9 protein-coding genes are annotated in these 13,368 nt (G+C 73.5%); 5 read left to right on the top strand and 4 right to left on the bottom strand.

The window, feature by feature from the left end; translation table 11 throughout:
- Window positions 1–263: 263 nt before the first annotated feature.
- Complete coding sequence (locus tag ACFV5N_RS15690; RefSeq protein WP_385599346.1) at window positions 264–2,066, bottom strand: ABC transporter ATP-binding protein; 1,803 nt, start codon at window positions 2,064–2,066, stop codon at window positions 264–266.
- 554 nt (window positions 2,067–2,620) lie between these two features.
- Between ACFV5N_RS15690 and ACFV5N_RS15685 the strand changes: the two genes are divergently transcribed.
- Complete coding sequence (locus ACFV5N_RS15685; RefSeq protein ID WP_375065605.1) at window positions 2,621–2,836, top strand: DUF397 domain-containing protein; 216 nt, start codon at window positions 2,621–2,623, stop codon at window positions 2,834–2,836.
- Window positions 2,837–2,963: 127 nt separating this feature from the next.
- Here ACFV5N_RS15685 and ACFV5N_RS15680 read toward each other — a convergent pair whose 3' ends face one another.
- Together ACFV5N_RS15680 and ACFV5N_RS15675 are read right to left on the bottom strand one after the other, a co-directional pair.
- Window positions 2,964–4,082 (bottom strand): ADP-ribosylglycohydrolase family protein, encoded by a 1,119-nt coding sequence (locus tag ACFV5N_RS15680; protein WP_385599343.1) that lies wholly within the window; start codon window positions 4,080–4,082, stop codon window positions 2,964–2,966.
- Window positions 4,079–6,691, bottom strand: a complete 2,613-nt coding sequence (locus tag ACFV5N_RS15675) for a bifunctional FO biosynthesis protein CofGH (RefSeq protein WP_385599340.1) — start codon at window positions 6,689–6,691, stop codon at window positions 4,079–4,081. Before ACFV5N_RS15675 ends, ACFV5N_RS15680 begins: the two co-directional genes overlap by 4 nt.
- Before the next feature lie 158 nt (window positions 6,692–6,849).
- Here ACFV5N_RS15675 and ACFV5N_RS15670 point away from each other — a divergent pair, with 158 nt between their 5' ends.
- The 3 genes from ACFV5N_RS15670 (at window position 6,850) to ACFV5N_RS15660 (ending at window position 10,564) form a co-directional block, all read left to right on the top strand.
- Entirely contained in the window at window positions 6,850–9,777 is a 2,928-nt protein-coding gene (locus ACFV5N_RS15670) for a BTAD domain-containing putative transcriptional regulator (RefSeq protein WP_385599337.1), read from the top strand.
- A gap of 170 nt (window positions 9,778–9,947) precedes the next feature.
- Window positions 9,948–10,127, top strand: a complete 180-nt coding sequence (locus ACFV5N_RS15665; protein WP_385599334.1) for a hypothetical protein — start codon at window positions 9,948–9,950, stop codon at window positions 10,125–10,127.
- Window positions 10,128–10,294: 167 nt separating this feature from the next.
- Window positions 10,295–10,564: a hypothetical protein gene (locus ACFV5N_RS15660; RefSeq protein WP_385599331.1), complete on the top strand. Its 270-nt coding sequence runs from the start codon at window positions 10,295–10,297 to the stop codon at window positions 10,562–10,564.
- A gap of 292 nt (window positions 10,565–10,856) precedes the next feature.
- Here the strand turns inward: ACFV5N_RS15660 and ACFV5N_RS15655 are convergent, their stop codons facing one another.
- Entirely contained in the window at window positions 10,857–12,479 is a 1,623-nt protein-coding gene (locus tag ACFV5N_RS15655) for a hypothetical protein (RefSeq protein WP_385599328.1), read from the bottom strand.
- A gap of 195 nt (window positions 12,480–12,674) precedes the next feature.
- Between ACFV5N_RS15655 and ACFV5N_RS15650 the strand changes: the two genes are divergently transcribed.
- Complete coding sequence (locus ACFV5N_RS15650) at window positions 12,675–13,280, top strand: hypothetical protein (protein ID WP_385599325.1); 606 nt, start codon at window positions 12,675–12,677, stop codon at window positions 13,278–13,280.
- The last annotated feature ends 88 nt before the right edge of the window (window positions 13,281–13,368 follow it).

The following is a 13,368-nucleotide window of genomic DNA, read 5'->3' as shown; positions in this document are numbered from 1 at the left end:
GCTCAACGCCGCCACCATGCCCGGGCTATAGGTCCGTTGAGCCGGGGGCGGGGCGGGGGGCTGGGCCGCCCGGGCCCCGACCCGACCGCTACCGGCCCGGCCCCCGCCGCCAGTGTCCGGACAGCCGGCGCGCCGGCGCCCGCACCGGGCTGTGCGAAGAACCCGATGGGCACAGCAGCCCGCAGCACCCACCTCACCACCTTCGGACGAGCCGTTGCCCTCCCTGGGGACGACGGGGTCGTCGCTCTCCGGTCCGGCCCGTCTCACCCGGAGGGGCGGCCCGCCGGGGTCAGCAGCTGGGTCGCGGCGAGCTGTGCGTACAGCTCGTCCGTGGCCATCAGTTCCTCGTGGGTACCGATCGCGCGGACCGTGCCGCCGTCCATGACGACGATGCGGTCGGCGTCCGTCACCGTCGACAGGCGGTGGGCCACCACCAGCACGCTGGTCTCGCGTGCCGTCTCGGCGATGATGTCCCGCAGGGCCAGCTCGTTGGCGGCGTCCAGCTGCGAGGTCGCCTCGTCCAGGAGCAGCAGCCGGGGCCGGCGCAGCAGGGCGCGGGCGATCGCGACGCGCTGCCGCTCACCGCCGGACAGCTTCGAACCGCGGTGCCCGACCACGGTGTCCACGCCGTGCGGCAGACGCTCGACGAGCGTGTCGAGCCGGGTCCGGGTGAGGACGGCACGGAGGTCGTCGTCCGTCGCACCGGGCGCGGCGAAGACCAGGTTCTCCCGCAGCGTTCCGGCAAGGACCGGCGCGTCCTGCTCGACGTAGCCGATGACGGACCGCAGTGCGGGCAGAGGCCACTCGCGCACGTCCTTGCCGTCGACCAGGACCCGGCCGCCGGTCGCCTCGTAGAACCGCTCGATGAGCGAGAAGAGCGTCGACTTGCCCGCTCCCGAGGGGCCGACGAAGGCTGTCATCCCGGTACCCGGCACCTCGAAGTCCACCTGCTGGTGGATGTACGGCAGACCGGGCGCGTAGCGGAAGGACACCTCCTCGAAGCGGACCGACACCGGATACGGCACGACGGCCCCGTCCCCGGGCCGCACCCGCCCCAGGGCGACCGCCGGCTCGGCCGGCAGGGCCTCCGCCTCCCTGATCCGGGAGACCGCGGCCGCGCCCTCCTGGTAACCGGAGACGGCCTCGATCAGCCGGTACACCGGTTCCATCAGGTAGAAGAGGTACAGCAGGAAGGCGATGAGGGTGGATACGGGGATCTCCCCGGACGCCACCCGCGCTCCGCCGACGGCGAGCACCGCGAGAAAAGCCAGCTGGACGGCGAGGTTGTCCGCCGTCCCCAGCATGGCCTTCCACTTCGCGCCGCGCACCCCGTGGCGCCACGCCCGCCGGACCGCCGCCTCGACACGGGCGCTCTCCCGTTCCTCGGCGCCGGACGCCTTGACGGTGCGGAAAGCGCCGAAGACTCGCTCCAGGCCCGTGGACATCTCCCCGACCGCGGCCTGCGCACGCTCGGTGGCCCGCCCGATCCTGGGCACCACCAGGGCGACGCCGGCGACGACGACCGCGACCACACCGAGCGTCACGCCGAGCAGGACGGCGTCGAGGACAGCCATCACCACGACCGCCGCGACCAGCGTGACCGCCCCTGTCGCGGCGTTGACCACCGCCTGGGTGCTGACCGCCCGCAGCAGGGTGGTGTCGGCGGACACCCGCGACATCAGATCGCCCGGCTGCATCCGGTCCACCGCCGCGAGCCGCAGCCGCAGCAGCCGGCCGATGAGCCCGCGGCGAGCAGCGAGGACCACGGATTCCGCCGTCCGCTCCAGGACATAGGCGCCGCATGCCTCGGCCACCGTGCTCACCAGCACCAGCACGGTCATGGCCAGCAGGACGGTGGCGATCGTGCCGCCGGACGAGAGCCGGTCGACCAGTTCCTTCGTGGCCAGTGGCTGGACCAACCCGCCGGCCGCACCTGCCAGGGCCAGCGACAGACCGAGTGCGACGGCCCACCGGTGCGGGCGGATGTACCCGTGCAGCGCCCGGAGCGTCTCGCGGGCACGTGGGGGGCCGGCACCCGTCACCTCGGGGGCGGACGCGGTGTTCACAGGGTTCCTTTCCTCCGTGGTCCGCCGCTGTGGCGGGGCACGCACCGTGGCCCGGCGTCACGACGGTCGGCCGCACCGGCCGGTGCCCGAGGTGCGGCGGCGGGCTTCTGCTCGGGGGCGCGGTGTATCACGCCACCAGCCTGGAGGAGCGGACACTTCCGCGGATATCCGGCGATCGTCGGGGGGACCCCCGCCGAGTGGCGGGAGCAGCCCGGACGCCGCCCCGCCGTGCTGGGCTGCCACGGGGCCCCGTGCGGGTTCGCGGGCCGCCTCCCGCCGCTGTGCGCGCTCGTTGCTGTCGTGCCGGCTGCGGCACGGGCGCGGGATTCCTCCCGCGCGGTGGGGTCCTCCGGTGACCGGCGCGGGACACCCCCGGGAAAGCGCAGATTGTAGGGTCAACTGCCCATGCGGTAAAGAGAAATACGCGCTCATCATTCGGTCGGGTGAAGTTCTCCGTCGGGTGTCCGGCCGGACGAGTACGGTCGCTCCGACGCGCCGCCGGATGATCACCGGCGGCGCTCCCACCCCCACCGGGAGAGAGAGCCGGAGCAGCCATGGCAATGAAGCAGGGCACGACCCGCACCTGGACGAAGTCCTCCTATTCCGGCGGAAACGGCGCCTGTATCGAGGTGAGGTCGGACGCCCCCGCTCTGTTCAGCGTCCGGGACTCCAAGGTGCCCACCGGGCCGCGGCTCGGGTTCGGCGCCGGGCCGTGGACCGCGTTCGTCGGCGCGATCGGCCGGGCCCACTTCCCCCCGCCCTCCCGCTGACCGCCCCGCACTCCCCGTACGTTCCGCACCTCCCCGCACCTTCCCGCACCGGCACGGCGCCACCGCCCCCTTCCGTGCGGACGCCCTCCCACCCCCACCACGCGGGGAGGGCGTCCGTGCTCCCGGCTCAGCCGCGCGGATAGCGCTCCAGCCAGGCCGCCGACGACTCCCCCGGGCCGTGCAGCGCCGGCCCCTGCGTCATCTCCAGCGCGAAGTCGTCCGCCAGTTCGGCGATCGCGGCCCGGCCCTCCAGCTCCACCAGCCAGCCCGGCGGCAGCGCCGTCTCGCCGTGCAGCGCGCCCAGCAGATTGCCGCACACCGACCCCGTGGAGTCCGAGTCGCCGCCGTGGTTGACCGCCAGCAGCAGCCCGTGCTCCATGTCCTCTGCCACCAGCGCGCAGTAGACGCCGATCGCCAGCGCCTCCTCGGCCACCCAGCCCTCCCCGAGCGCCGCCACCCGCTCCGGGGACGGCATCCCCTGCCGCACCGCGCCCAGCGCCCGCTGCAGCGCGTCGGTGGTCTCCTCGTGGTCCGGCCAACTGCTCAGCTGCGCCAGCGCCTTCTGCACGGCCGCGTCCAGGCCGTCCCCGCGCACCAGCGCGTGGACGATCGCGGCGAACGCGCCCGCCGCCAGCCGGCCCGTCGGATGGCCGTGCGTCTGCGCCGCGCACTCCACCCCCAGCTGGAACACCAACTGCGGCTCCCAGCCCACCAGCAGCCCGAACGGCGCCGAGCGCATCACCGTGCCGCAGCCCTTCGAGTCGGGGTTCTTGGGCTTCTCCACGGTGCCCATCACCTCGTCCGCCAGACCGCTCAGACAGGCGTTGCCCGGCGCGCGGCGCGCGTACAGCCACTCCTCGCGCGCCAGCCAGCCATCCCCCGCCCGCCGCTCGTCCGGGCCCCACTCGTGCTGCGTGCGGTACCAGCGGCGGTACGCGGCGTGCACATCGGTGGGCGGATGCCAGGCGCCGGTGTCCCGCCGCACATGGGCGCGGATCAGCCCGTCCACCGTGAACAGCGTCATCTGCGTGTCGTCGGTGACCGCCCCGCGCCGCCCGTACGCCGGAACGTAGTCGCGCACCCCGTGCGGCCCGTGCGTCGCGCGGATCGCCTCCAGCGCGTCGAACTCCACGCCCGCGCCCAGCGCGTCACCGATCGCCCCGCCCAGCAGACACCCCCGCACGCGGGAGCGGAACTCCTGCTGCTCCGCGCGCCCCCATATGGCGCCGGCGACCGGCGCCGTCACCGGCCACCACCGGTGCCCGTGCCCACCACCGGCAGCAGCGCGGGCAGCTTCCCGTCGCCCGCCTCGGCCGCCGCCGCGCGCTCCGCGGCCACCGGACCGTACAGCGTGGTCCGCGGCCGCGACGGCCGCCCGGCCGCCTCCGCGATCGCCCGCAGATCCGTCACCGAGCGGTACGAGCCGTACGACGACCCGGCCATACGGGAGATCGTCTCCTCCATCAGTGTGCCTCCCAGGTCATTGGCGCCGGATCGCAGCATCTCGGCGGCGCCCTCGGCCCCCAGTTTCACCCAGGAGGTCTGGATATTGGTGACGTAGGGGTGAAGGAGCAGCCGGGCCATCGCCGTGACCGCGCGGTTGTCGCGGGCCGTCGGTCCCGGCCGGGCGATGCCCGCCAGATACACCGGGGCGTTGGTGTGGATGAACGGCAGCGTCACGAACTCCGTGAAGCCCGCGACTCCCTTCTCCCGGTTGGCGCGCTGGATACCGGCGAGCGTCCTGAAGTGGCCGAGCCAGTGCCGGGGGCTGTCCACATGGCCGTACATCATGGTGGACGACGAACGCAGCCCCACCTCGTGCGCGGTGCTGATCACCTCCACCCAGGTGGCGGCCGGCAGCTTGCCCTTGGTGAGGATCCAGCGCACCTCGTCGTCCAGGATCTCCGCCGCCGTGCCCGGGATCGAGTCCAGGCCCGCCTCCTTGGCGGCGATCAGCCACTCGCGGATCGACAGGCCGGTGCGGGACGCCCCGTTGATGACCTCCATCGGCGAGAACGCGTGCACATGGATACCGGGCACCCGCCGCTTCACCGCGCGCACGATGTCGAAGTAGGCGTCGCCGGGCAGATCGGGGTGGATACCGCCCTGCATGCACACCTCCACCGCGCCCACCTCCCACGCCTGGGCGGCGCGTTCGGCGACCTGGTCGAGGGAGAGGGTGTACGCGTCGGCGTCGGTGCGGCGCTGCGCGAAGGCGCAGAACCGGCAGCCGGTGTAGCAGACGTTGGTGAAGTTGATGTTGCGGGTGACGATGTACGTCACCTCGTCCCCCACCACCTCGCGCCGCAGCTCGTCGGCGGTGCGGCACAGCGCGTCCAGCGCCGGGCCCTCCGCGTGCAGCAGCGCCAGCGCCTGGTCGTCGGTCAGCCGGGTGGGATCGGCGGCGGCCACCGACAGGGCCTCCCGTACGTCCGCGTCGATCTTCTCCGGCACCATGCCGGGCGCCGCCGCCTCGCGCAGCGCGGACCAGTCCCCGTACACCTCGTCGAAGTCGGTACGGCGGTCCCCGGTCCGGCCCGCCGTGTCGATCTCCCGGTGCAGCGCGGTGCGGCCGGAGGCGGTCAGCGGCTCGTCCGGCTCCTGCCACGGCAGCCCGGCCGGCCGCGCGTCCGGCCGGGCCAGACCGGTGTCCGGGTCGGCCAGCGCGCGCACGTGCGGCAGCACCCTGGGGTCCAGCCACGGCTCGCCGCGCCGGATGAACTCCGGGTAGACGGTGAGACGTTCGCGCAGCGTGAAGCCGGCCGCCGCGGTACGGGCGGCCAGCGCGTCGATCACCGGCCAGGGCCGTTCGGGGTTCACATGGTCGGGGGTGAGCGGCGAGACGCCGCCCCAGTCGTCGATGCCGGCCCGGATCAGCAGCGCGTACTGCTCGTCGACCAGGTTCGGCGGCGCCTGGATCCGGGCGGCGGGCCCCAGCAGCAGCCGGGCGGTGGCGATGGTGGCGGCCAGCTCCGCCACCTCCGCGTCCGGGGTGCCCCGCATCGCCGTGTCCGGCTTCGCGCGGAAGTTCTGCACGATGACTTCCTGGATGCCGCCGTACGCGCGGGAGATACGGCGCAGCGCGAACAGCGCGTCCGCGCGCTCCGCGTACGTCTCCCCGATCCCGATGAGCAGCCCGGTGGTGAACGGGACATTGGAGCGCCCCGCGTCCTCCAGGACCCGCAGCCGGACGGCCGGCTCCTTGTCGGGCGAGCCGTGGTGCGGGCCGCCGGGCTCGGACCACAGCCGGGTCGCGGTGGTCTCCAGCATCATGCCCATGGACGGCGCGACCGGCTTCAGCCGCTGGAAGTCGGTCCAGGTCAGCACACCCGGGTTGAGGTGCGGCAGCAGCCCGGTCTCCTCCAGGACCCGGATCGCCATGGCCCGCACATACGCGAGGGTGTCGTCGTACCCCTCGGCCGCCAGCCACTCCCGCGCCTCCGGCCAGCGGTCCTCGGGCCGGTCCCCCAGCGTGAACAGCGCCTCCTTGCAGCCCGCGGCCGCGCCCCGGCGCGCGATCTCCAGCACCTCGTCCGGGGACAGGAACATCCCGTGACCGTCGCGGCGCAGCTTGCCGGGCACGGTGACGAAGGTGCAGTAGTGGCAGCGGTCCCGGCACAGCCGGGTGAGCGGGATGAACACCTTCTTCGAGTAGGTGATGACCCCGGGGCGGCCGGCCGCCTCCAGACCGGCGTCCCGCACCCGGCCGGCGGCGGTCGCCAGGCGTTCCAGGTCGGCGCCGCGAGCCTGGAGAAGTACCTCGGCCTCGGCGGCGTCCAGAGCCACCCCGTCCCCGGCCCGGCGCAGCGCGCGCCGCATCGCGTTGGCTGTTGGTCCCTGCGCGCTTTTCGTCATTCTTCGAGCATACGAGCGGGGACCTGCCGAATCGGCGGGAAACTCCCGTGCCCCGCGGTGGATGTCTAACCCACTCTTTATCGGGGAGAGTTCAGACCGATAGACTCCAACGTTCGCCCGAGCAGCGGTTCACGAGCGGTTGAGAAGCAGAGGACACCATGGCCGAAGGCAAGGGGATCCCGGTGCGCACGTCCGCCTTGCGGTTCGCCGTGCTCGGCCCGCTACGGGTCAGGAGCGGTGAGACCGACCTGCCGACGGGAAGCCCTCAGCAACGGGCCCTGCTCGCCGCCCTGCTGCTGCGGCGCGGGAGCACCGCCACCGCGCAGGAACTCGTGGACGCGATATGGGGCGAGAGCCCGCCGCAGCAGGCGGTGGCCGCCCTGCGCACCTACGCCTCGCGGCTGCGGAAGGCGCTGGGCACCCGAGCCGACGTCCTCGTCAGTGAGCTGGGCGGGTACGCGCTGCGCCGCCGCGAGGGCGACGCGCTGGACTGCGACCGGCTGGCGGAGCTGACCGCCGGCGCCGAGGCGGCAGCCGGTGCCGGGGACCTCACCCGGGCGCTGGAGCTGTACGGGGCGGCGCTGGACCTGTGGGACGGCGAGACGCTGGCGGGCGTACCGGGCCCGGAGGCCGAACTGCACCGCGCCCGGTTCTCCGAACAGCGGGTGGTGCTGCTGGAGGCCCGGCTGGGCGTCGCGCTCCAGGCCGGGCTGCACAGCGAGTCGGTTTCCGAACTGACCGCGCTGACCACGACGTACCCGCTGCGGGAGAAGCTGCGGGAACTGCTGATGCTGGCGCTGTACCGCAGCGGCCGGCAGGCGGAGGCGCTGGCGGTGTACGCGGACGCGCGGCGCGTCCTCATCGACGAACTGGGCGTGGAGCCGCGCGCCGAGCTGTCGGAGTTGCAGCAGCGCATCCTGAGCGCCGACGCCACGCTCGACCAGCCGGCGGACGTCCCGCAGGGCGCGCCCGCGCTGGTGCGCCCGGCCCAGCTGCCCGCCGCCGTACCGGACTTCACCGGACGGGCCTCGTTCGTCCGCGACCTGGGCCGGGAACTGGCGGCCTCCGGCGGCGGGGTGATGGCGGTCTCGGCGGTCGCCGGGATCGGCGGCGTCGGCAAGACGACGCTGGCGGTGCAGGTGGCGCACGCGGCGCGCGAGCACTTCCCGGACGGGCAGCTGTACGTCGACCTCCAGGGCGCCGGGCCCTCCCCCAGCGAGCCGGAGGCGGTGCTCGGCGCGTTCCTGCGGGCGCTGGGGGTGGCGGACTCCGCGATCCCCGACGGCGTCGCCGAACGGTCCGGGCTCTTCCGGTCGCTGCTGGACGGGCGGCGGGTGCTGACCCTGCTGGACAACGCGCGGGACGCCGCCCAGGTGCGTCCGCTGCTGCCGGGCACGCCGGGCTGCGCGGCGCTGGTCACCAGCCGGATCCGGATGGTGGACCTGGCGGGCGCCCACCTGGTGGACCTGGACGTCATGAGCCCGGAGGAGGCGCTGACGCTGTTCACCCGCATCGTGGGACAGGAGCGGGTCGGCGCGGAGCGGGACGCGGCGATGGACGTGGTGGGGGCGTGCGGATTCCTGCCGCTGGCCATCAGGATCGCGGCGGCCCGGCTGGCGGCCCGGCGGACCTGGACGGTGTCGGCGCTGGCCCGCAAGCTCAGCGACGAACGGCGGCGGCTGGACGAACTCCAGGCCGGTGACCAGGCGGTGGCGGCCACCTTCGAGCTGGGGTACGGGCAGTTGGAGGGCGAACAGGCACGGGCGTTCCGGCTGCTGGGCCTGGCCGAGGGCCCGGACATCTCGGTGGCCGCCGCGGCCTCCCTGCTGGACCGGGACCTGCACACCACCGAGGATCTGCTGGAGTCCCTGGTGGACACCTCGCTGCTGGAGTCGGCGGCCCCCGGCCGCTACCGCTTCCACGACCTGGTGCGGCTGTTCGCCCGGGCCTGCGCGGAACGCGACGAACAGCCCCCGGCGGAACGGGAGGCGGCGCTGGCGCGGCTGCTGGACTTCTACCTGGCCACGAGCGCGAAGGTGTTCGCCCTGAAGCGGCCCGGCGGGCGGCTGGTGGAGAACCTGGAGACGACGTACCAGCCGGCCGCGGAGTTCGACAGCGACGAGCAGGCCCAGGACTGGCTGTTCGCCGAGGCGGGCGGCCTGCTCAGCGCGGCGCAGTCGGTGGCCACCTCCCAGCGGGTGCGCTCGGCCGCCGACCTGCTGCTGGTGGCCCGGGGCCTGGCGGAATCGGGCGCGTACTCGCGGCAGTTCGTCGTCGCCTGCGAGGCGGTCCTGGAGGTGGCCCGGCGGTGGGACGACCCGCACGCCCAGGGCCGGGCCCACTTCGCGCTCACCCTCGCGCACAGCCTCGCGGGCCGCTTCGAACTGGCCGACGAGCACGCCCAGCACGCCATGCTGCTGGGCGTGGCGGCCGAGGACCCGGTGGTACGGACGCAGGCGCCGACCGAGCGGGGGATCATCGCCTCGTACCGGGGCGACAACACAGCGGCCGAGGCCTACTTCAGGGAGTCGCTCGCGGCGTTCCGGGACGAGGGCAACCTGGCGGGGGAAGCCAACACACTCAGTAATCTGTCCAGGGTCCTGGGTGCCCTGGGGCGCTCGGATGCAGCCGTCGAGGTGGCCAGACGGGCGCTCGCGGTCCACCGGCGTGTGGGGTCTGTGCTCCGGCTTGCCAATGGTCATTACGCACTTGGAGTGGCACTGAGTCGGTGTGGCGCGCACCATGAGGCGCTGCGGGAACTCGCCGTGGCATTCGATATCTTCGAAGAACACAGGCAGCCGTTGTGGGTCGGGATGACCCTGCATCGGCAGGCCGAGGCGTTGCTGGAGGCTGGTGAAGCGCCGGAAGCGGCCGTGAAGGCCGAGGACGCTCTGTCCCAGTTGCGGGACATCGGTGGCAACTGGCGTCGCGGCTTGGTGCTGACAGTACTCGGCCGGGCACTCGATTCCATCGGACACTCCGACCGGGCCAGAGCCTGCTGGAAGCATGCCCTCAAGTTCTTCGAGGAGTCAGACAGCCCTGAAGCGGAGGAAGTCCGCAACCTTCTGACCATAGCGGGCGTCTGAATCAGATGAACCGGATGCCCCAGCCGCACCATTGAAGCGTTCAGCAAACATTTATCGACTGCTGACATCTTCTGTGCCGGCAGCCGGAAACGGGGGATGCCGGGCAGGCCGTATGTGCCGCAGGGGGCAGAGACCTGCTCTCTTTTCGGAAAAAAATAGGGGAGTTCAACATGACCGACGCCAAGCAGGCGGGCGGCAGCCGTGGTACGGGGGTTCCCGCCGTACTCGAGGACAGCAACATCACCTCGGAACCCAAAGGTGGCAAGCTGAAGCCGTTGGAGGACAGCAACATCACCTCAGAGCCCACTCGGCTGGAGGACAGCAACATCACCTCCGAGCCCATCAAGTAGTTACAGCCATCTGCAACCGGCTGTGTGCCAGCTCACCCCAGCGCACTGCCGGTTGCTGCTGTGCGAAGCTGGGCACCTTTCACATACGTCCCTGGCCGAGGTGGTTGACACTGCAGGCTGGGGGACTAACGGGGGAACCGTCCATTACCGATCAACAGGAGGCACGTATGTCCTTCACGAAGAATGCTCTTTCGACACTCGCCATCGCCACTGCGGTCGTCGGAGGAACTGCGACTCAGGCGTTGGCACACGACGCCCACGTGACGAACGCCCCAATCGGCCAGGAACGCATAATCAATACCCCGGCCGAGGACAGCCACCTCACCGACATCCGCCCCCTCGAGGACAGCCACGCCACCGACGTGCGCCCCCTCGAGGACAGCCACCTCACCGACACCCGCCCCCTCGAGGACAGCCACCTCACCGGTAACGAGTGACGGCTGTCCCGGCGGTGATACCAGTCCGCCAGCCGACTGAGGCAGCCGGCCGGACCGGTGGGAGGCGGGCTCTTCGGGGCCCGCCTCTCGCGTTTAGCGGTCGTTTATGAGCGGCTGTCATGCTCATACATGTCCGGTCGCACAGGGGTGCGCGGCCGGTCTCCAAGGGGGGATCTGTTCGGCGGCCGCGGGGGAACCGCTGAACGGATCCGGTGCCGATCGGCCCGGGTGGCGTGGAGGGGGCGTCATCCGGGCCGTTCCGCTGTCCGCGGCCGTTCTGCCGCGGGGCGCGCTACGGCACGTACACCGTCACGGCCGGCGGACCGGCCTCCACCGGGCCGAACTCCAGCAGCTCACGGGCGAAGATCCGTCCCTCACCCGCCGGGTGGAACCCGGACTCCTCGACCGCGCCCGGCGCGGCGGACGGTGGCAGCGCCAGCACCTCGGCGTCTTCCCGCAGCAGCGGCCCCAGGGCGCTTCCGGCGCCGATCCGGGACGGTTCGCCGTCGGTCAGGGTGACGGTCAGCGCCGCGTAGCCGGGGCCCTCCGCGCGTTCGCTCACCGGGAGGCTGGTGAGGACCAGGGTTCCCGACCGGCCGTCGCCGTCGTCGGCCGCCCACACCGTCTCGGCCGACAGCCGTTTCTCCAGCCAGGCCGGGAGGTCGAGTCCGCCCGCCTCCGGGGTGCCGCGCGGCACCCCGTGCAGGACGGCCACCTGTGCCCCGGACTCCTGGATGCCGGCCAGTACCTCGTCGGGCGGCGTGCCGGTCACCTCCCAGTTCAGCAGCCGGTACATGCCGCCCGCCGTGTCCACCGGCAGCGGGTCGGCCGCCGGGCGGGCGGCCCCGGCCAGCGGGGGTACGGCCAGCAGCACGCTGGCCGCCACCACCGGGCCGAACGGCCGCAGCAGCCGTGCCGGGCGCGCCGACTCCCCCGCCGCCCAGCCGAGCCCGATCGCGCCCGCCACCACCAGCCAGGGGCTGGGCATCAGCACCAGGGCGCAGCCCACCCCGCAGCCGGCGCCGGCCAGCGCCAGGTCGGCGAGGGCCCCGTGCCCGGTGGCCGCCGTGCGCTCCCAGGCGGTCAGGGCGCGGCGCACCACGTACGGCAGGACGGCGAGGGCCAGCAGCGCCGCCGGGGCGGCGACCGGGGAGGGCAGCAGCGCGAAGGTGACGGCCAGCGGCAGGGCGATCGGGACGCCGCGCGGCAGCGGGACGGACAGCGCGGCGACGCCGATCGCGGTGCCGAGCATGATCCACACCCCGGCCAGGGTCACCGGTATCCCGGACCAGACGGCGAGGAACGCCGGGGAGCCCAGCACCGTGTACAGGCCGAGGGCCGGGCCGAGCAGGGCCACCTGGATGCCGCCGCCGCGGGCCGGCGGCGGGGTGCCCTGCGCGGTGGCCCAGACGGCGGCGGCCAGGGCGAGGGTCAGGACCAGTGCGAGGACGGTGGCGAGCGCCCCGCCCTGCCACAGCGGGTCCCACAGGTCGCCGAACAGCCGCAGGGTCACATCGGCGGCGACCGCGAGCGCGAGGCCGCGCGCCACCCGCCCGCTGCCGTCCTCGGCGGCGGCGGCCAGCCGGCGCACCAGCAGGACGAGGGTGGCCAGCGCGACGGCGAGCGCCGCCCCGACGAGGGGGGCGACGCGCAGCGGCTCCGCGATGAGCAGGGTCCACAGCGCGGCCAGCGCGCCGAGGGCGGCGGGCAGGGCCCAGCGGGCGCCCAGCCACCACACCAGCGGCCCGGCCACGGCTGCGCCGGCCGCGGCCGGCAGCAGGGCGGGCAGGTCGGTGGGGGACGCCCCGACCACGGTCAGCGTCAGCCGCACGAGAGGAAGGGTGACCAGCGAGACCACGGCGGTGATCAGGGTGAGCGCGGTGGGCGTGGCCCGCGCGGTGGTAAAGGGCACCATGGCCGCTGACCCTAGCCGGTGCCGGAGGGGCCTCATCCCCCGAGGTCAGCCCCCGGGGGTCGGCCCCGGCGGCAGGGCCCGGCCCCGTCAACGGGGCGTGGCCCGCGGCCTGTCGGCCGTCCGCCGGGGTCGCGGGGGCGCGGGCGGTCCCCTCCCCGGGATGCGAGGCGGCCGCAATCGGCTTACGGTCGAGAAATGATACGCAACGTGTTCGGGGCCGTGCTCGCCGTCCTCGGGGCGGCAGCGGTCCTTCTCGGTGTTTTCCAGGACTGGTACGGGTCACGCACCGGCCGGTCGTTCCGGATCACTCAGCTCTTCACCGATGTGGGCATCACCGGGGACAAGGCGGCGCTGTTCAACGGCCTGTTCCTGGTGATGCTGGTGGCCGCGGTGATCGCGGCGCTGGCGCTGGTCTTCCGGTCGGGGTGGCTGGCGCTGCTCGCCGCCGTGCTGGTGCTCGGCTTCACCATCCTGTGGATGGTGCGGCAGTACCAGGTCGCCGACAGCCTCACCTTCGGCGAGGGCGGCCTCGGCTGGGGCTGGGCCAGCACCATGATCGGCGGTGTGCTGCTGCTGCTCTCGGCGGCGGCCATGTTCGGTGCCGGCCGCGAGGCGGCCGAGCACGGGCGGCACGCCCGGCCCCGGCGGGGCGGGTACGTGGAGCCCGAGCCCGGTCACGGCGAGGTCGTCGAAGGGCCGTGGGACACGGGCGAGGCGCCCCCGCCGCGCCCGCGGCGCCACCCCGGTGAGCCCGGTGAGCCCGGTGAGGGCGAGGACGGCCGGGGGCGGGACGCGGCCTAGGTGTATTGATCACGAGCGTTGTTGACAGTGGTCACAGTGGTCAGGGGTTGATCAAAGGCGAAGACCTCCGGTGTGGTGGAGGTGTCGA

The sequence above is a fragment of the Streptomyces sp. NPDC059853 genome (assembly GCF_042731495.1).
Classification (GTDB): Bacteria; Actinomycetota; Actinomycetes; order Streptomycetales; family Streptomycetaceae; genus Streptomyces.
The sequence above is the reverse complement of the archived record's forward strand: the minus strand, read 5'-3'. Positions and strand labels throughout refer to the sequence as shown.

Excerpts from the sequence above, each read along its gene's own strand:
- ACFV5N_RS15685 (WP_375065605.1), top strand. The coding sequence starts at position 2,621 with ATGGCAATGAAGCAGGGCACGACCCGCACCTGGACGAAGTCCTCCTAT.
- ACFV5N_RS15675 (WP_385599340.1), bottom strand. The coding sequence starts at position 6,691 with ATGACGAAAAGCGCGCAGGGACCAACAGCCAACGCGATGCGGCGCGCG.
- ACFV5N_RS15670 (WP_385599337.1), top strand. The coding sequence starts at position 6,850 with ATGGCCGAAGGCAAGGGGATCCCGGTGCGCACGTCCGCCTTGCGGTTC.
- ACFV5N_RS15665 (WP_385599334.1), top strand. The coding sequence starts at position 9,948 with ATGACCGACGCCAAGCAGGCGGGCGGCAGCCGTGGTACGGGGGTTCCC.
- ACFV5N_RS15660 (WP_385599331.1), top strand. The coding sequence starts at position 10,295 with ATGTCCTTCACGAAGAATGCTCTTTCGACACTCGCCATCGCCACTGCG.
- ACFV5N_RS15655 (WP_385599328.1), bottom strand. The coding sequence starts at position 12,479 with ATGGTGCCCTTTACCACCGCGCGGGCCACGCCCACCGCGCTCACCCTG.
- ACFV5N_RS15650 (WP_385599325.1), top strand. The coding sequence starts at position 12,675 with ATGATACGCAACGTGTTCGGGGCCGTGCTCGCCGTCCTCGGGGCGGCA.